Origin of the sequence: Mesorhizobium sp. YL-MeA3-2017 (assembly GCF_030814575.1) — a bacterium.
Taxonomy (GTDB): domain Bacteria; phylum Pseudomonadota; class Alphaproteobacteria; order Rhizobiales; family Rhizobiaceae; genus Mesorhizobium; species Mesorhizobium terrae.
The window spans coordinates 5220839-5237985 of record NZ_JAUSVH010000001.1; the positions used below are offsets into that span (position 1 = coordinate 5220839).

Here is a 17147-nt window from a genome sequence, read left to right on the forward strand (position 1 = left end):
GGTCAGTCCGGCGCGCTGCCGCCGATCATCTTGGTCACCTCCGCCGCCGCGTCGCGCACCAGGGGGCCGATCTCGGCCAGGCGGTCCGGCGTGACCCGAGCGGTCGGTCCCGACACTGAAACACCGCCGACCGGCTCGCCGAACTCGTTGAAAATGGCGGCCGCGACGCAACGCATGCCGAGGTTGCGCTCTTCGTCGTCGACCGACCAGCCGCGTTCGCGGATCGTCTTCAGGTCGAGCGCCAGCGCGGGCAGGGTGGACAAGGTCTTGCCGGTGAAGGCCTCGAGCCCGGCCTTGCGGCTGATGGCGGCGACGCGGTCGCCGTCGAGATAGGCCAGCACCGCCTTGCCGATACCCGACGCATGGAACGGGCTGCGCGTGCCCGGCCTGAAGAAGGCGCGGATCGCCTGATGCGTCTCGACCTGGCTGACGAAAACCACGCAATCATCCTCGGCAAGACCGAGATTGGCGGTTTCGCCGGTCCTTTCCATCAATTCCTGCATGACGATGCGGGCGCGGTCGACCAGCTTGCGGCGACGCAGGAAGGCGGCGCCCATGCGATAGGTCTCGACCCCGATCGACCAGAGCTGGTCGCTCTTGTCGAACTCGACCATGCCATGCGCCTCCAGCGTGGTCAGCATGCGATAGGCGGTGGAGGCGGCGATACCCGACGCATTGGCGATCTCGGAGAGCGACAGGCCGCTGCCTTCCGCGACGATGGCGAGGATGCGCAGCGCGCGGTCCAGGGATTGCACCTGCGCCGCATCCGACGGGGCATTGAAGGCGCGCGGACGGCCGCGCTGGCGTTTTTCGGTCGGTTCCATGCCGGCATTGTCACCGTTATCGGCCGAACTTCAATAAAAAAGTTTTTCATATCGTGGCGAGGACAATTATCTGGAAAACGAATAATCGTTTAGAAACAATTAGTAGTCGAAGAAATTGAAAAATGAAAAAATATTCTGGAAAAATTGAAAAATAGCCTCGGCGCTGGCAGACTCCGGTCATTCGAACATCACTCGGTTTGGAGGGCTTACACATGGCCAGGATGCGCGCCGTCGATGCGGCTGTTCTCGTTCTCGAGAAGGAGGGGATCTCCTGCGGTTTCGGCGTGCCCGGCGCCGCCATCAATCCGTTCTATTCGGCGCTGAAAGCGAGGGGCACCATTCGCCATGTGCTGGCCCGCCACGTCGAGGCCGCCTCGCATATGGCGGAAGGCTACACCCGCGCCAAATCAGGCAATATCGGCCTGTGCATCGGCACCTCCGGCCCGGCCGGCACCGACATGATCACCGGCCTCTATTCGGCTTCGGCGGATTCCATTCCGATCCTTTGCATCACCGGCCAGGCGCCGCGTGCCCGCCTCACCAAGGAAGATTTCCAGGCCGTCGACATCGCGGCGATCGCAGCACCCGTCGCCAAATGGGCGGTCACCGTCATGGAGCCTTATCTGGTTCCGATGACGCTGCAGAAGGCGTTTTATTTGATGCGTACGGGCCGTCCGGGCCCGGTCCTGGTCGACTTGCCGATCGACGTTCAGCTTGCAGAGATCGAGTTCGACATCGACGCCTATGAACCGATGACGGTCGCCAAGCCGGCCCTGACCCGCGGCCAGGCCGAAAAGGCGCTGGCCATGCTGAACAAGGCCGAGAAGCCGCTGATCGTCGCCGGTGGCGGCATCATCAACGCCGACGCTTCCGACCTGCTCATCGAATTCGCCGAGATCACCGGCGTTCCGGTCGTACCCACGCTGATGGGCTGGGGCGCGATCCCGGACGATCACCGCCTGATGGCCGGCATGTGCGGCCTGCAGACCTCGCGCCGCTACGGCAACGCGACCATGCTGGAGGCCGATTTCGTCTTCGGCATCGGCAATCGCTGGGCCAATCGCCACACCGGCTCGGTCGATGTCTACACCAAGGGCAAGAAGTTCATCCACATCGACATCGAACCGACCCAGATCGGCCGCGTCTTCGCGCCGGACCTTGGCCTGGTCTCCGATGCGGGCGCGGCGCTGAAAGCGCTGCTCGACGTCGCCACCGAGTGGAAGACGGCCGGCAAGCTGCGCGACTGGTCGGGCTGGGCGAAGGAATGCCAGGCTCGCAAGAAGACCATGAAGCGCAAGACGCATTTCGACCAGGTGCCGCTGAAGCCGCAGCGCGTCTACGAGGAGATGAACAAGGCGTTCCCGCGCGACACCACCTACGTCACCACGATCGGGCTCAGCCAGATCGCTGGCGCGCAGTTCTTGCATGTCTACAAGCCGCGCAACTGGATCAATTGCGGCCAGGCCGGCCCGCTCGGCTGGACTTTGCCCGCGGCCCTTGGCGTCCGCGCTGCCAACCCCGACGCCTATATCGTCGCGCTGTCGGGCGACTACGACTTCCAGTTCATGATCGAGGAGCTGGCCGCCGGTGCCCAGCACAAGCTGCCCTACATCCACGTCGTCGTGAACAACGCCTATCTCGGCCTTATTCGCCAGGCACAGCGCGGCTTCCAGATGGACTTCGAGGTCTCGCTTGCCTTCGAAAACCAGAACAGGAAGGATGATCCGCAGGCGGGCTACGGCGTCGACCATGTCGCGGTTGCAGAGGCGATGGGCTGCAAGGCGGTTCGTGTCTCGAAACCGGAAGAATTCGCCGGCGCCTTCAAGGAGGCGGAGCGGCTGATGCAGGAACATCAGGTTCCGGTCGTGCTGGAATTCATCCTGGAGCGTGTCACCAACATCTCCATGGGCACCGAGATCAACAACATCACCGAGTTCGAGGACCTCGCCGAGAAGAACGAAGACGCCCCCACCGCGATCGTGCTGCTCGATTGAATCAGTTTCTCAACGCGTTGACTCAAATTCCAAGGAAGTTCCGCTATGCCACGGTTTTCAGCCAATCTTTCGATGCTCTTCAACGAGCACGAATTCCTCGATCGCTTCGATGCGGCGGCTCGCGCCGGCTTCAAGGGTGTCGAATACATCGCCCCTTATGACCATGCGCCGGAGGCGGTCGCCGCGCGCCTGAAGAAGAACGGCCTGACCCAGGTCCTGTTCAACCTGCCGCCGGGCGACTGGGCCAAGGGCGAGCGCGGCATCGCCGTTCTCCCCGAGCGCATCCACGAATTCCGCCAGGGCGTGGCCAAGGCCATCACCTACGCCCATGCGCTGGGCTGCGAGCAGATAAACTGCCTGGCCGGCATCGCCCCGGCTGGCGTCGCTTCCCAGGCACTGGAGAACGTTTTTGTCGAAAACCTCGGCTTCGCCGCCGAGAAGCTGGAGCAGGCCGGCATCAAGCTTTTGATCGAACCGATCAACACGCACGACATTCCGGGCTTCTTCCTGACCAACACCAGACAGGCGCTCGACATCATCGCGCGCGTCAATTCGAAGAACCTCTATCTGCAATACGACATCTACCACATGCAGGTCATGGAGGGGGATCTCGCCCGGACCATCGAGGCCAATCTCGGCCGCATCGCGCATATCCAGCTGGCGGACAATCCCGGACGCAACGAGCCGGGGACGGGCGAGATCAACTATCCCTTCCTCTACGACCACATCGACCGCATCGGCTATTCGGGCTGGATCGGCGCTGAATACAAGCCGAAGGCCGGCACCGAGGCAGGCCTCGGCTGGTTCAAGCCATTCGCCGGCAAGGGCAGCGCAGCGGCCTGACCGGGTTCACGGATATTCCCCTCGCTGGCACGGCGCGAGCCTGACAGCCGCGAGAACGACCGACATCGAAAGGAAAATGACAATGGAAAAGATCGGTTTCATCGGCCTCGGCATCATGGGCGCGCCGATGGCGGGACACCTGCTCGACGCGGGCTACGAAGTGGTCACGACCGATCACTTCGCCAAGCCGTCGGCCGAGCTTTCGGCCAAGGGCATCAAGGTCGTCACCGGCAATGACGCGGTGGCGCGCGCGGCCGACATCATCATCGTGATGGTTCCCGACACGCCGCAGGTCGAGGAGGTTCTGTTCAGCGCCAAGGGCGTCGCCGAAGGCTTGTCGAAGGGCAAGCTCGTTGTCGACATGAGCTCGATCTCGCCGATCTTCACCAAGGAATTCGCCGCCAAGGTCAAGACGACGGGTGCCGATTATCTCGATGCGCCGGTGTCGGGTGGCGAAGTCGGCGCCAAGGCTGCTTCGCTTGCCATCATGGTTGGCGGGGAGGAAGCCTCGTTCGAGCGCGCCAAGCCGATCTTCGAGCGGCTGGGCAAAAACATCACGCTGGTCGGCCCGAACGGCTCCGGTCAGACCGCCAAGGTGGCCAACCAGATCATCGTCGCGCTGACCATCGAGGCCGTCGCCGAAGCGCTGGTGTTCGCCTCCAAGGCCGGTGCCGATCCGGCCAGGGTGCGGCAGGCGCTGATGGGCGGGCTCGCCAATTCGCGCATCCTCGAAGTGCATGGCGATCGCATGGTCAAGCGCACCTTCGCGCCGGGCTTCCGCATCGAACTGCACCAGAAGGACCTGAACTTGGCGCTGGAGGGCGCGAAGTCGCTCGGCGTCGCGCTTCCGAACACATCGACCACGCAGCAGCTGTTCAATTCCTGCGCGGCCAATGGCGACGCCAGGGACGACCACTCCGGCCTCGTCAAGGCGCTGGAGCGCATGGCCGGCCACGAGGTGGCTTAGGACTAAGGGAACCTCTCCCCTGAGCGCATCCTTCTCGGGTGCGCTCCGTTTTGAGGTCCGCCGCAATACGTCTCCCTGCCTTGGGTCGTGCCTGGGGGAGACGGTGCCCCCGGCGGTGCAGGAGAGCAGGGTTCCCGATTGCGGTTCACCTTGGGAGTGGCGGACCGCCTCTTGATCCACCTCGTTTTGCCTTGCGGCGGGCGAGGTGGATCAAACCGATCTCGATGCGGTATCGGCGTGCCGCCAATCAGGCCGCCAGATGCTCGCAGCCGATTTCCGTTCAGGCGCAAGCCCTTGCCCTCGTTTCCCAACGCGAGGGCATTCTTTTTGGCGAGGCGATGTTTGCTCAGCCGAGAAAGCGCCGCACCGCGTAGAGCGCAACCGCCGCCGCGTTGGAGACATTGAGCGAGCGGATGACGCCCGGCATGTCGAGCCTGGCCAGCGCCGTCACCGTCTCGCGGGTCTTCTGGCGCAGGCCTTTTCCTTCCGCGCCCAGCACCAGCGCGATCTTCTCGCCCGAGAAAGTTTTTTCGAGCTCCGCCGCTCCGTCCGAATCGAGGCCGATCGTCTGGAAACCGGCCGCGTGCAGTTCGCCGATGGCGTCGGCCAGGTTCTTCACCTCGATATGGTCGATATGCTCCAGCGCGCCGGAGGCGGATTTGGCCAAAACGCCGCTTTCCTGCGGGCTGTGGCGCGCGGTGGTGATCAGCGCGCCGGCGCCGAAGGCCACGGCCGAGCGCAGTATAGCGCCGACATTGTGCGGGTCGGTCACCTGGTCGAGCACCAGCACCAGCCTGGTGTCGCCAAGCGCATCGAGCCGCTTCGGCTTGAGCGGCTCGGCCTCGATCAGCACGCCCTGGTGCACGGCGTCGGAGCCGGTCACCTTGTCGATCTCGCGCGGCTCGACCAGTTCGGCCTTGAAGGGCAGGGCGGCGATGTCGGCGATGCCCAGCCGCTCCAGCGCGTTGCGTGTCACCAGCATGGAGCGGATGCGGCGGCCGGGATTGTCGAGCGCGGCGCGCACCGTGTGCAGCCCGTAGAGCCTGACCAGCCCGTTGGCCGCGGCTTCACCGGGCCCGACCTTAGGACGCGGCCGGAAGGCGGGCGCGCCGCCGCTCTTTTCGTCGCGATGCGCGCGCCGCAGCTTGGCGTAGTGCGTGTCTTTGGCGGTGCCGGTTTTCTTATCGTCTGTCATGGGGCCTCTATAGCGGTAGTGGCGGCCTTTGCCCATATTTCGATGGTGTTCGGCCGGCTAACTGCACAAGACAGATGCGCAAGCCAAAACTTGCCATGAAAAACAATCACAGTGCGGTTGACACATAAGGTACCAGCCGCCATAAGGCACCCGGTTTCCGGCCCGGTATCGGGCAGGCCGGCTCCTTCAACGGAGCATGGCAACGGTTACGGGAGAATGTCCCGAGCGGCAAAGGGGGCGGACTGTAAATCCGCTGGCTACGCCTTCGTAGGTTCGAGTCCTACTTCTCCCACCACTCTTTCCTTTAAGGAATTTCGCTTGACGACCACGCCGCGCCCGACTGCGGCGCAGCGACGAAATTTCTCGCGGAACGGGCTTTTAGAACGCCGCCATCTCATCTATGGATGCGGACGCGGCGCGGGTGTAGCTCAATGGTAGAGCAGCAGCCTTCCAAGCTGAATACGAGGGTTCGATTCCCTTCACCCGCTCCAAATCTCCCATGGAAATCAGCGCTATTTTGCGATTTGGCTCGCTGAGCTGGTCACTGCCGTTTCACGGACGTACCACTGCCTGAGATTCGACCTTGCAGCCGCTGCGGCGCGATTTCCTTTAGGCTGTTGTCGTGGAGATATCGCTGCGCAATGACGGTGTTTTGAACAAATGCTGAGCGGGAGGATATGTCTCGGCGCGTGGCGCCTGGCTCTGTTTTTGCCAGGCGACGGAACGGTTCGGATCGGTCTGGCGGAAATGTCAGCCGCGGCTATCCGCAACGGCCCGCAACACCTTCTGTCCAAGGTCATTTGCCTGGGCGCAGCGTTCAATCCGGTAGACGGCCGCCGGTGGGATGTTGCGGAGGGTGCGGCCGATATGCACCGCCCTTAGATTGAGCGGTTTGAGGATGCGGTCGGGTACGGGGCAGCGCGGACCGTAGGTGAATTGATAAAAGGCACCGCCAGGCTTCAGATAGGTAAAGGCGCCGGAAAGGATGGCGATGACCTTGTGGGTGGGCATCGACAGAAGCGGCAGGCCGCTGATGACGGCGCCGACGTCGGGCCGCGAGAACAGGCCGGCCCTGCCGAGATCGGCGGCATCCATGTTCACGACGCGCGCGTCGGGGAAACGGTGCTGGAGCAGCGTGGCGAACTCCGCGCCATATTCGATGAGCGTCAGATCGCGCTGCTGCAACCCGCAGGCAATGAGGGCGCGGGTGAAAGCGCCGGTGCCCGGCCCTAATTCGATAACCGGTCCGCTCCCTGAGGTGAGTTCCTTGGTCATCAGCCTGGCCAAGGCCGGGCTGGATGGCGCGACGGCGGCGACGCGCAAGGGTGCGGTAAGCCAGGCGCGAAGAAAGGTGATGATGTCGGACTGAAACATGGTGATCGGCTCTGCGGGTCTGAGGGGGTTCCAGACCCTCGTCGCAAGCCGCTCTGGCATCTGCATTGCACGGCGACGTCATGTTGCCGCAAGGTTCAGGGCTTACGGGCCAGGAGCTTCTCGGGATGTTTTGGCGGTTTGCCCGAGCGAGCCGACGCTCCAGGCACCATCTTGCGCCGCGGTCACAAGCGCGCTGCCGGCAAGCAGTCGATCCATGATTGTTGGGGCCGCGCCTTGGCGATCGGGTCCACCAAGCGGCTTTGAGAAGGACAATCATGCGGCTGCTTTTGGTGGAGGATGAGCCGGAATTCGCCTCGGCCCTTTGCGCGGCGCTGAAGAAACACGACATGATCGTCGACCGTGCACTGACCGTCGCACAGGCGATGGACATAGCCATGGCAGGCGTTCACGGCGCCGTCCTGCTCGACAGGCGCCTGCCCGACGGCGACGGCCTCTCCCTCATTCCGTTGCTCAGGGGGCATGGCAAGACCATGCCGGTTATCGTGCTGACGGCGCGCGGCAACCTCGCCGAACGCATCGCCGGCCTGGACGGCGGCGCCGACGACTACCTGGCCAAGCCCTTCGCCCTGGAGGAATTGCTGGCCCGGTTGCGCGCCGTCCTCAGGCGACCGGGTCACGTTCAGCCCGACACGCTCGGGCTTGGGCGGCTGACGCTCGACGTCGACCAGCGCGACGTGCGCGTCGACGGCATGCCGCTGGATTTGCCGCGCCGTGAGCTTTTGGTGCTGGAGGCCCTGATGCGCCGCATGGGGCGCATGGTGCCCCGCCCGGCATTGATGGAGGCGGTATTCGGCCTGGACGACGATATCCAGGCCAACACTCTGGACACCCACATCTCCCGTCTGCGCCGCAAGCTGCTCGACGCCGAGGCGGGCGTTGTCGTCAATGGCATCCGCGGCGTCGGTTATGTGCTGCGAGAAGTTCCATGATCACTGCCGAGCGAATTCCAAGCGCCATACAAGGCATTAAGGAAAACATCTCCGGTCATATCGGGCGGCAGATCAGGCGGCAAAGCGGCCGATCCGCGAGACCGGTCCGCACGCTGAAGCGACAATTGATCGTGCGCTTGCTGACACTGCAGGCAACCATCTTGCTTGCGGTCATGGCCGTGCTTTTCTGGTCGGGCAATCTCTTCGACTTCAAATCCCCCGACAACACCATCGAAATTCTCGGCCCCGCTGTGGAACGCGCGCCCGGCGGCGCGCTGAAACTGCGGCAAACGGCCGACATCATCGCTCTGCGAACCGCGATACCCGATTTGTGGTTTGTCATTCACGACCGGCGGGGTGATCGCCTTGTCGAAGGCGTCGTTCCGCCGCAATTCAGCGCCATCGGCGATGCGCTCGACGATATCGGCCAGGCAAGGCTTGGCTGGAACATATGGGACCCGGCCGATCTGCCGACGGCACGGGTTCGCTGGATCGACACGGCCGCCGGCGAGGTCCAGATCATGACCGGCTCGGCAGCGGCGGCGCCTGCGCACATAATCGTCTTAGGCATTTCGCTGGTGTTTCTGAAGCTCGTCGTGCCGATCATGATCATCATCGCGGTCGGCGTTCTTGTTGCCACCCCGATTGTGGTGCGTGGTGCGCTTGCCGGGCTGAGCGATGCGGCAAAACAGGCTGCAAGCATCGATATCGACCGCCACGCCACGCGCCTTTCAGTGGACAACGCCCCCTCGGAGGTGCTCGCCCTGATCAAGGCCATCAACGATGCGCTGGGCAGGCTCGACGAGGGCTATGAACGCCACCAGCGTTTCCTGGCGGATGCCGCACATGAACTGCGCACGCCGGTCGCCATTTTGAGCATGCGCGTCGCGGCCCTGCCGACCGGTTCGGAAAAGGCGCGGCTGGGCGAAGATGTTGCGCGATTGGCGACCCTGACCGAACAACTCCTCGACCTGCAGCGCCTCGACAAGCAGGCCGACCGTTTCGCGCCTGTCGATCTCGTCGCTATCGGTCGGCAGGTCCTGCTCGACATGGGCCCGCTCGGCTTTTCGGCGGGCTATGAGATGGAGTTCCACACCGATATCGAACACGCCGTCGTTTCGGGCGACCAGCTTGCATTGGAACGGGCGCTGACCAACTTGCTGCAAAACGCCATCGACTATGGCGGCAGACGCGGCACCATTACAGTGCAGATATCGGCTCCAGCGACAATCGAAGTGCGTGATCAAGGCGCCGGCATTCCGTCAAACGATCGCGAGCGGGTATTCGAGCCGTTCCACAGATTGCAGCCACACGGTCAGGGGACCGGCCTGGGCCTCAACCTCGTCAAGGCGATCGTCGAACTGCATGGCGGGCGCGTGATGGTAGCCGACGCTCTGGCGAAGGGAGCCTGCCTGCGCATGATTTTCCCGCCAGTTTCCAGGTGCCCGGAACGTCAAAGCGATAGTTAGCGAGAAGCACCGGCGGAATGCCGGCTTCGCGATCCGGACGAAATACGGGCGCCGTAGCGCCCGTTTCAATGGTCAAGAATTGTCCGGCCTCAGTTGCCGAACAGAGATTCCAGCTGGTTGCGCGACGGCACCTGACCGTTCGGGGTGAGCTTGTCGACGACGCCCGGCAGGGCGGTGGACAATTGTTTCAGCAATTCCTGCTCGTCCATGCCGGTGCGGGCGGCGATCTCTTTGATGACCTGCGGCCCCAGCGCCTGGCCGAGATCATTGGCGTTGATCGACTGGTTCTGCCCGGTGCCGACCCAGGAATCGGCGGTCTGGCCGTGCCCGGCGTCCTTCAGCTTGTCGAGCAAGCCGCCAAGCCCGCCGAGCAGCCCGCCGTCGGAGGCGCCGCCCGCCGGGGCGGGGGCAGCCTGTTGCTGTGAGGAAGAGCCGCCGCCGCTGAGCATTTTCCCGACCAGCAGGGCGCCCAATGCGATCATCAGGGGCTTGGTGATATTGCCGCCCGGAACGGCGTTGTCGAACAGTCCCATCGTGGATCTCCGTTGTGAACGTTACCCGGCCCGCCCTGACAATTGCCCGTCCGCCGCCGAAATTCAAGGCCAGCTTGAGCTTTGCCGCGTCCTATGGAAATGTCTCGGTGCCTGGGGGCGAATGGAGCAACGCAATGGGAATCATCAGCTGGATTATCCTCGGCGTGGTCGCCGGTTTCATCGGCAGCAAGATCGTCAATAAGAGTGGTCAGGGCTTCCTGATGGATATCGTGCTCGGCGTTGTCGGCGCGGTCGTCGGCGGCGTCATCTTCAGCGCGTTCGGCGCGGCGGGGGTCACCGGCCTCAATATCTACAGCCTGATCGTGGCCGTGATCGGCGCTGTCGTTGTGTTGTGGGCATATCACGCCATCAGTGGCCGCAGCGCCTGACGCTGTAGCCGCCGTCAATTCCGAAGCGTTTCGGGCGCCGCGGGCATGGTCCGCGGCGCGCTTTCTCGATTTGCACCGAGCGTTTTTGGGCAATCGTCAGTTGCCCCAGATGCCCTGTCCGTAACCGGCATCCGGTATCTTAAACGGATCCCTGTCGGTCGGCGAAACGCGCGGCGTGGCATACATCTGGCTGGTGGACGCGGTCGTCGAGGTGTCGACCTGCTCGACGGCCTGCTGTTTGTGCGGACGCGGCTTCTGGTTCGCGGCGAAGGCGCTGCCGGAGGCCGCAACGACAAGGGCAGCGGCGATGAGGACGATCTTCTTCATGGGATACTCCTTTTTGCCAGACAACGGCTGCACCCGGATGGATCGCACCGTTCGGTAAGACGGAGATGGGGCGGGGTCGGCAGCGCTTCCAATCACAAGAACCTCGCGCCCGGTCACGAGATCGTTGGTTGGCTGTGAGCGTTTCGGCAGGTTTCGCAAGGGGACGACATACCCTTGCGCGCTAGGTGAAAATTCCTACATGTACGGAAATCCACAGCACTGAACCTGCCCACGTCGCTGGCGGCATCCAGACGGGGTCCGGACGCCGGCCACAAGAGGCTTGTGTTTTTGGACCTTTGTCGCTAATCGCCGCGCATCCGACTGAACGTAGGTCCAGGCCGTCCAAGGAAAGAGACTATGGCAAAAGGTAAATTCGAGCGTACGAAGCCTCATGTGAACATTGGCACGATTGGTCACGTTGACCACGGCAAGACGTCGCTGACGGCGGCGATCACGAAGTATTTTGGCGAATACCGCCCGTACGACCAGATTGACGCGGCTCCGGAAGAGAAGGCGCGCGGCATCACGATCTCGACGGCGCACGTCGAATACGAGACGCCGGCCCGCCACTACGCCCACGTCGACTGCCCCGGCCACGCCGACTATGTGAAGAACATGATCACCGGCGCTGCCCAGATGGACGGCGCGATCCTGGTCGTTTCGGCCGCCGACGGCCCGATGCCGCAGACCCGCGAGCACATCCTGCTCGCCCGTCAGGTCGGCGTTCCGGCGATCGTTGTGTTCCTGAACAAGGTCGACCAGGTCGACGACGCCGAGCTTCTCGAGCTGGTCGAGCTGGAAGTGCGCGAGCTTCTGTCGAAGTACGAGTTCCCGGGCGACGACATTCCGATCGTCAAGGGTTCGGCTCTGGCTGCTCTCGAGGACAGCAACAAGGAGATCGGCGAGAACGCGGTTCGCAAGCTGATGGAAGAGGTCGACGCCTACATCCCGACGCCTGAGCGTCCGATCGACAAGCCGTTCCTGATGCCGATCGAGGACGTGTTCTCGATCTCGGGCCGCGGCACGGTCGTGACCGGTCGCGTCGAGCGCGGCATCGTCAAGGTTGGCGAGGAGCTGGAAATCGTCGGCATCCGTCCGACCTCGAAGACGACCTGCACGGGCGTCGAGATGTTCCGCAAGCTGCTCGACCAGGGCCAGGCCGGCGACAACATCGGCGCGCTGCTGCGCGGCGTTGACCGTGAAGGCGTCGAGCGCGGCCAGGTTCTGGCCAAGCCCGGCACCGTGAAGCCGCACAAGAAGTTCAAGGCAGAAGCCTACATCCTGACCAAGGAAGAGGGCGGCCGTCATACGCCGTTCTTCACCAACTACCGTCCGCAGTTCTACTTCCGCACGACGGACGTGACCGGCATCGTGACGCTGCCGGCTGGTACGGAGATGGTTATGCCTGGCGACAACATCACCGTTGACGTCGAGCTGATCGTGCCGATCGCCATGGAAGAGAAGCTGCGCTTCGCTATCCGTGAAGGCGGCCGCACGGTTGGTGCAGGAATTGTTGCTTCGATCGTCGAGTAATCGGCGTTTCAATTGACCAATCGAAAGGGCGGCCTTCGGGTCGCCCTTTTGTTTTGGGATGGCGATTGTTCAATTGGGAATGGAGGGCTTTGCTGCCCGTCCGGCCAGCTTGCGTCCTTGTCTCCATTCCGGGACAGTCGTCGCTCGAACAATCGAGGGAAACGACGGACATGGCCGCGGATGTACCCACACTTTACGATTGGGCCGGCGGGTCCGAAAACCTCAACCGCCTGACTGCCACCTTTTATGCCAAGGTGGCGAAGGACCCTGTCGTCGGCCCGGTGTTCAAGGCGATGTCGTCGGATCACCCCGCCCATGTCGCGGCCTTCATCGGCGAGGTGTTCGGCGGGCCGAAGACCTATTCCGAACAGCATGGCGGCCATCGTGAAATGGTGATGCACCATCTCGACAGGCATCTGACCGAGGAGCAGCGCCGCCGCTGGATCAGCCTGTTGATGGACGCCGCCGACGAGGTCGGTCTGCCCGACGATCCGGAATTCCGCTCCGCCTTCGCCGCCTATATCGAGTGGGGCTCGCGCCTCGCCAGGATGAACTCCACGCTCGGCGCCACCTGCGATCCCGAGCAGGAACCGATGCCGCAATGGGGTTGGGGCGTGCCGGGTGGGCCCTACACGCCGCCCGCCAAAAGTTGAGAGCGAGGCGAAGCCGGGAGCCTTCGTGCCCGCAGCAATTGCTGCGCCGGCATCGACGCGCAATAGGCTGGCATCAACGCGCAAACGGCTCTTTACAGACGGCGCGGAAGCTTCTAGGAAGCGCCTGCCGCGCAGATGATGCGCAGCAATTTGTAGGGGTATAGCTCAGTTGGTAGAGCGGCGGTCTCCAAAACCGCAGGTCGCGGGTTCGAGCCCTGCTGCCCCTGCCAGTCTCCCGAAATTCCCGGAAGCGCAGGCCTTGAAACAGGCGTAAGCCTTGCCATATGAGCGTTTCTCGGGCATAAGGGCCCCATAGCCGGGACGGAACGACTGGATGGTTCCGATGCGGCGTTTGGTCATAAAGCGGAAGCTTGCCACTTGCGTGGATCAAGAATCGGTTTTATGTAGACATGACAGACACGCGACGCGTGGAGCTGGGAAGCCGGCTTTGCGCGTCTGATTTGCATGGATCGAAGGCCTGCTGATTCGGCTTGGAATTCGATCCGGCGGTACGTCCCGGCCGGCGGGATCATCCAGGAGATCCGGTCAACGGGTCTTGAAAGCAGAGCGGACATGGCGTCGAAGACATCCAATCCTTTCGTCTTCCTTCAGCAGGTGCGGGCGGAAACCGCCAAGGTCACTTGGCCTTCCAGGCGCGAAACGGTGATTTCGACGGTCATGGTTCTGGCCTTCGCTGCGATCGCCATGATCTTCTTCTTTGCTGCCGATCAGATCATGGGTCTGGCGGTCGAGATGATCCTCGGCATCGGCAAATAAGACCACCAGGACAGGGAATTCATAGATGACTGCGCGGTGGTACATCGTTCACGCTTATTCGAACTTCGAAAAGAAGGTCGCTGAAGACATCGAAAACAAGGCCAAGCAGAAGGGCCTGTCGGAGAGGATCGAGCAGATCGTCGTGCCGACCGAGAAGGTCGTCGAGGTTCGACGCGGCAAGAAGGTGGACGCCGAGCGCAAGTTCTTCCCGGGCTACGTGCTGATGAAGGCCGAGCTCAACGACGCGGTCATCTCGCTGGTGAAGAACACGCCGCGCGTCACGGGTTTCCTCGGTGAAGACAAGCATACGGCCAAGCCGATGCACATCACCGACAAGGAAGCCGAGCGCATTCTGCACCAGGTGCAGGAAGGCGTCGAAAGGCCGAAGCAGTCGGTTACCTTCGAGATCGGCGAGCAGGTGCGCGTTTCGGACGGGCCATTCGCCTCGTTCAACGGTTTCGTCCAGGAAGTGGACGAAGAGCGCGCCCGCCTCAAGGTGGAAGTTTCGATCTTCGGGCGCGCTGTGCCTGTCGATCTGGAATTCGGTCAGGTCGAAAAGGGCTGATCCGGATTTCCGCTCCTCGATAAGAGGGGCGGAGGGCGGTGCCATTGGCGTCGCCATGAGCGGTGGGAGGCAAGCGCGGCTTAGCCGGTCGCGTGAACCGAACCACCAGGCTGCAACCGCCGGTGTTCTCTTGTTCTGAAGAGGCCGGCATGACTGAAGGCAGGAAAGAGTATGGCTAAGAAAGTAGCGGGCCAGCTCAAGCTCCAGGTTGCCGCGGGTTCTGCGACTCCGTCGCCCCCGATCGGCCCGGCGCTTGGTCAGCGTGGCATCAACATCATGGAATTCTGCAAGGCGTTCAACGCGCAGACCCAGGAACTCGAGAAGGGATCTCCGATCCCGGTCGTCATCACCTATTACCAGGACAAGTCGTTCACCTTCGTCATGAAGACGCCGCCGGTGAGCTACTTCCTGAAGAAGGCCGCCAACCTGAAGTCGGGCTCGAAGGAGCCGGGCAAGGTCAAGGCCGGCACGATCGCCCGCGACAAGGTGCGCGAGATCGCCGAGAAGAAGATGAAGGACCTGAACGCCAACGACGTGGAAGCAGCAATGCGCATGGTCGAAGGTTCCGCCCGTTCGATGGGCCTGGAAGTGGTGGGCTAAGACGATGGCAAAGATTGCAAAGCGTGTAGCCAAGACCCGCGAAGGCATCGACCCGAACAAGGCCTATGCCCTGGGCGAGGCCCTCAAGATCCTCAAGGATCGTTCGAAGGTGAAGTTCGACGAGACCGTCGAGATCGCCATGAACCTCGGCGTCGACCCGCGCCATGCCGACCAGATGGTCCGCGGCGTGGTCAACCTGCCGAACGGCACCGGCAAGAACGTCCGCGTCGCCGTGTTCGCGCGTGGCGACAAGGCTGACGAAGCCAAGGCCGCCGGCGCCGATCTGGTTGGCGCCGAAGAACTGGTCGACATCGTCCAGAAGGGCACGATCGATTTCGATCGCTGCATCGCCACCCCGGACATGATGCCGCTCGTCGGCCGTCTGGGTAAGGTGCTCGGCCCGCGCGGCATGATGCCGAACCCGAAGGTCGGCACCGTGACCACCGATGTCGCCGCCGCCGTCAAGGCGTCGAAGGGCGGCGCGGTCGAGTTCCGCGTCGAGAAGGCTGGCATCATCCACGCCGGCATCGGCAAGGTCTCGTTCGAGGTCAAGGCTCTGGAAGAGAACATCCGCGCCTTCGCCGATGCGGTCACCAAGGCCAAGCCGACGGGCGCCAAGGGCAACTACGTCAAGAAGGTGTCGGTCACCTCGACGATGGGCCCGGGCCTCAAGCTGGACGTCGCGACGCTCGCGGCTTCCTGAGACGATTGATCGAGGATCGGCCTTTAGCGGGCTGATCCTCCTGAAGAATTCCGGGCTCCGCGCAAGCGGGTCCCGGATGCCGGAAATCGAAAGAGATCCGGCATCCTGTCCGAGATTGCAGGCGGCCTAGTCCCGAAAGGGCGGACCTTAATCATACGGCCTGCATGAGACGGGGTAGGACCAGACAACGGAGCCTCTGCTCCAATGGAAGGTTCGAACCGTGTTTGCCTTTTGTCTGCGCATCGCGCCGGGGAAACCTGTCGGGTGTGGCGAAAGGGGGCAGGATCCTCGAGCGCCGTTCGGGAGATCTGGAATTTCTGGATAGCCCGCCCGGCAAAAGGCAACCCGACTGCTTTCCCGCAAATGGGGAGGTGGTCAACTGGAGATAGGCAGTGGACAGAGCGGAAAAACGCGAACTCGTCACGGGCCTGAACGACGCCTTCAAGGGCGCCGGTTCAGTCGTCGTGGCCCACTATGCCGGTATCACCGTCGCGCAAATGAACGATCTTCGCACGAAGATGCGTCAGGCCGGCGGCACCGTCAAAGTCGCGAAGAACCGCCTCGCCAAGATCGCTCTTCAGGGCACGGAATCCGAAAGCATCATCGATCTGTTCAAGGGACAGACGCTGGTTGCCTATTCGGACGATCCGATTGCGGCGCCGAAGGTCGCGTCCGATTTCGCCAAGGGGAATGACAAGCTCGTCATTCTCGGTGGCTCGATGGGCACGACCTCGCTCAACGCCGACGGTGTGAAGGCTCTTGCCTCGCTGCCGTCGCTCGACGAGCTGCGCGCCCGCCTGGTTGGCATGATCGCCACCCCGGCAACCCGGATCGCTCAGATCGTCAATGCACCGGCGGCTTCGGTCGCGCGCGTCATTGGCGCCTATGCCCGGAAGGACGAGGCGGCGTGAGGCCGTTCCTCATCACAACAACACGTTCGAACCTTATAAAGGAATATCAAAATGGCTGATCTGGCAAAGATCGTAGACGACCTGTCGAAGCTGACCGTCCTCGAGGCGGCTGAGCTGTCGAAGCTCCTCGAAGAGAAGTGGGGCGTTTCGGCCGCCGCTCCGGTGGCTGTTGCTGCTGCTGGCGGCGGTGCTGCTGCTGCTGCTCCGGCTGAGGAAAAGACCGAATTCGACGTCATTCTGGCCGCCGCTGGCGACAAGAAGATCGAAGTCATCAAGGAAGTGCGCGCCATCACCGGCCTGGGCCTCAAGGAAGCCAAGGACCTGGTCGAGGCCGCTCCGAAGCCGGTCAAGGAAGGCGCCAACAAGGCTGACGCCGAGAAGATCAAGGCCCAGCTGGAAGCAGCCGGCGCCAAGGTCGAGCTGAAGTAATTCAGGGTTTCGGCGGACGGCATCAGCCGTCCGCCGGTCCTTGAAAGGACGCTGTGAAAACCTCTTTCCTGAGGGCCGGATGACGGCTCTCAGGAAACGGGTTTTCAACCG

The 17147-nt window shown here is 62.9% G+C and carries 19 protein-coding genes and 3 tRNA genes; 17 read left to right on the plus strand and 5 right to left on the minus strand.

Features of this window, described 5'->3' with window-relative positions; genetic code table 11:
• Positions 1–2: 2 nt before the first annotated feature.
• Entirely contained in the window at positions 3–824 is an 822-nt protein-coding gene (gene bhcR / locus QFZ88_RS24655) for an HTH-type transcriptional regulator BhcR (RefSeq protein WP_024926522.1), read from the minus strand.
• A 212-nt stretch (positions 825–1036) separates the two neighbouring features.
• Here bhcR and gcl point away from each other — a divergent pair, with 212 nt between their 5' ends.
• The 3 genes from gcl to QFZ88_RS24670 all read left to right on the plus strand — a co-directional run bounded on the left by gcl (position 1037) and on the right by QFZ88_RS24670 (position 4628).
• A complete protein-coding gene (gcl, locus tag QFZ88_RS24660) occupies positions 1037–2818 on the plus strand; it encodes a glyoxylate carboligase (protein WP_024926521.1) in 1782 nt (593 codons plus the stop codon).
• 45 nt (positions 2819–2863) lie between these two features.
• On the plus strand, positions 2864–3661 hold the full coding sequence (gene otnI / locus QFZ88_RS24665) for a 2-oxo-tetronate isomerase (RefSeq protein WP_024926520.1): 798 nt from the start codon (positions 2864–2866) through the stop codon (positions 3659–3661).
• Between the two features lie 82 nt (positions 3662–3743).
• Positions 3744–4628: a 2-hydroxy-3-oxopropionate reductase gene (locus tag QFZ88_RS24670; RefSeq protein ID WP_024926519.1), complete on the plus strand. Its 885-nt coding sequence runs from the start codon at positions 3744–3746 to the stop codon at positions 4626–4628.
• Positions 4629–4974: 346 nt separating this feature from the next.
• Here QFZ88_RS24670 and QFZ88_RS24675 read toward each other — a convergent pair whose 3' ends face one another.
• Positions 4975–5823 carry a TrmH family RNA methyltransferase gene (locus tag QFZ88_RS24675; RefSeq protein ID WP_024926518.1) on the minus strand — a complete coding sequence of 283 codons (849 nt, stop codon included), beginning with the start codon at positions 5821–5823 and terminating at the stop codon, positions 4975–4977.
• A gap of 210 nt (positions 5824–6033) precedes the next feature.
• Between QFZ88_RS24675 and QFZ88_RS24680 the strand changes: the two genes are divergently transcribed.
• Positions 6034–6118, plus strand: a tRNA-Tyr gene (locus QFZ88_RS24680).
• 122 nt (positions 6119–6240) lie between these two features.
• Positions 6241–6314: transfer RNA gene (locus tag QFZ88_RS24685), tRNA-Gly, on the plus strand.
• 259 nt (positions 6315–6573) lie between these two features.
• On the opposite strand, the gene QFZ88_RS24690 is transcribed toward QFZ88_RS24685, so the two are convergent.
• Positions 6574–7197 (minus strand): class I SAM-dependent methyltransferase, encoded by a 624-nt coding sequence (locus tag QFZ88_RS24690; protein ID WP_024926517.1) that lies wholly within the window; start codon positions 7195–7197, stop codon positions 6574–6576.
• A 275-nt stretch (positions 7198–7472) separates the two neighbouring features.
• On the opposite strand from QFZ88_RS24690, the gene QFZ88_RS24695 reads away from it, so the two are divergent.
• Positions 7473–8147, plus strand: a complete 675-nt coding sequence (locus QFZ88_RS24695; RefSeq protein ID WP_024926516.1) for a response regulator transcription factor — start codon at positions 7473–7475, stop codon at positions 8145–8147.
• Positions 8148–8278: 131 nt separating this feature from the next.
• The gene (locus QFZ88_RS24700) at positions 8279–9616 is read left to right on the plus strand and encodes a sensor histidine kinase (RefSeq protein ID WP_307420660.1); all 1338 of its coding nucleotides are present in this window, start codon (positions 8279–8281) and stop codon (positions 9614–9616) included.
• An 89-nt stretch (positions 9617–9705) separates the two neighbouring features.
• On the opposite strand, the gene QFZ88_RS24705 is transcribed toward QFZ88_RS24700, so the two are convergent.
• Positions 9706–10149 carry a YidB family protein gene (locus QFZ88_RS24705; protein ID WP_024926514.1) on the minus strand — a complete coding sequence of 148 codons (444 nt, stop codon included), beginning with the start codon at positions 10147–10149 and terminating at the stop codon, positions 9706–9708.
• Between the two features lie 134 nt (positions 10150–10283).
• Between QFZ88_RS24705 and QFZ88_RS24710 the strand changes: the two genes are divergently transcribed.
• On the plus strand, positions 10284–10538 hold the full coding sequence (locus QFZ88_RS24710; RefSeq protein WP_024926513.1) for a GlsB/YeaQ/YmgE family stress response membrane protein: 255 nt from the start codon (positions 10284–10286) through the stop codon (positions 10536–10538).
• A 96-nt stretch (positions 10539–10634) separates the two neighbouring features.
• Here QFZ88_RS24710 and QFZ88_RS24715 read toward each other — a convergent pair whose 3' ends face one another.
• Positions 10635–10865, minus strand: coding sequence for a DUF680 domain-containing protein (locus tag QFZ88_RS24715; RefSeq protein ID WP_024926512.1), 231 nt, complete (start codon positions 10863–10865; stop codon positions 10635–10637).
• 357 nt (positions 10866–11222) lie between these two features.
• On the opposite strand from QFZ88_RS24715, the gene tuf reads away from it, so the two are divergent.
• The 9 genes from tuf to rplL all read left to right on the plus strand — a co-directional run bounded on the left by tuf (position 11223) and on the right by rplL (position 17036).
• Positions 11223–12398 carry an elongation factor Tu gene (gene tuf / locus QFZ88_RS24720; protein ID WP_065998099.1) on the plus strand — a complete coding sequence of 392 codons (1176 nt, stop codon included), beginning with the start codon at positions 11223–11225 and terminating at the stop codon, positions 12396–12398.
• Positions 12399–12568: 170 nt separating this feature from the next.
• Positions 12569–13051, plus strand: coding sequence for a group II truncated hemoglobin (locus QFZ88_RS24725; protein ID WP_024927080.1), 483 nt, complete (start codon positions 12569–12571; stop codon positions 13049–13051).
• A 154-nt stretch (positions 13052–13205) separates the two neighbouring features.
• A tRNA-Trp gene (locus tag QFZ88_RS24730) sits at positions 13206–13281 on the plus strand.
• A gap of 343 nt (positions 13282–13624) precedes the next feature.
• Positions 13625–13828 carry a preprotein translocase subunit SecE gene (gene secE / locus QFZ88_RS24735; protein ID WP_024927081.1) on the plus strand — a complete coding sequence of 68 codons (204 nt, stop codon included), beginning with the start codon at positions 13625–13627 and terminating at the stop codon, positions 13826–13828.
• A 25-nt stretch (positions 13829–13853) separates the two neighbouring features.
• Positions 13854–14393, plus strand: a complete 540-nt coding sequence (nusG, locus tag QFZ88_RS24740; RefSeq protein WP_024927082.1) for a transcription termination/antitermination protein NusG — start codon at positions 13854–13856, stop codon at positions 14391–14393.
• A 171-nt stretch (positions 14394–14564) separates the two neighbouring features.
• The gene (gene rplK / locus QFZ88_RS24745; RefSeq protein ID WP_024927083.1) at positions 14565–14993 is read left to right on the plus strand and encodes a 50S ribosomal protein L11; all 429 of its coding nucleotides are present in this window, start codon (positions 14565–14567) and stop codon (positions 14991–14993) included.
• Positions 14994–14997: 4 nt separating this feature from the next.
• A complete protein-coding gene (gene rplA / locus QFZ88_RS24750) occupies positions 14998–15696 on the plus strand; it encodes a 50S ribosomal protein L1 (protein WP_024927084.1) in 699 nt (232 codons plus the stop codon).
• 392 nt (positions 15697–16088) lie between these two features.
• Entirely contained in the window at positions 16089–16607 is a 519-nt protein-coding gene (gene rplJ, locus QFZ88_RS24755; protein WP_024927085.1) for a 50S ribosomal protein L10, read from the plus strand.
• A 51-nt stretch (positions 16608–16658) separates the two neighbouring features.
• Complete coding sequence (gene rplL / locus QFZ88_RS24760; RefSeq protein WP_024927086.1) at positions 16659–17036, plus strand: 50S ribosomal protein L7/L12; 378 nt, start codon at positions 16659–16661, stop codon at positions 17034–17036.
• Positions 17037–17147 lie beyond the last annotated feature (111 nt).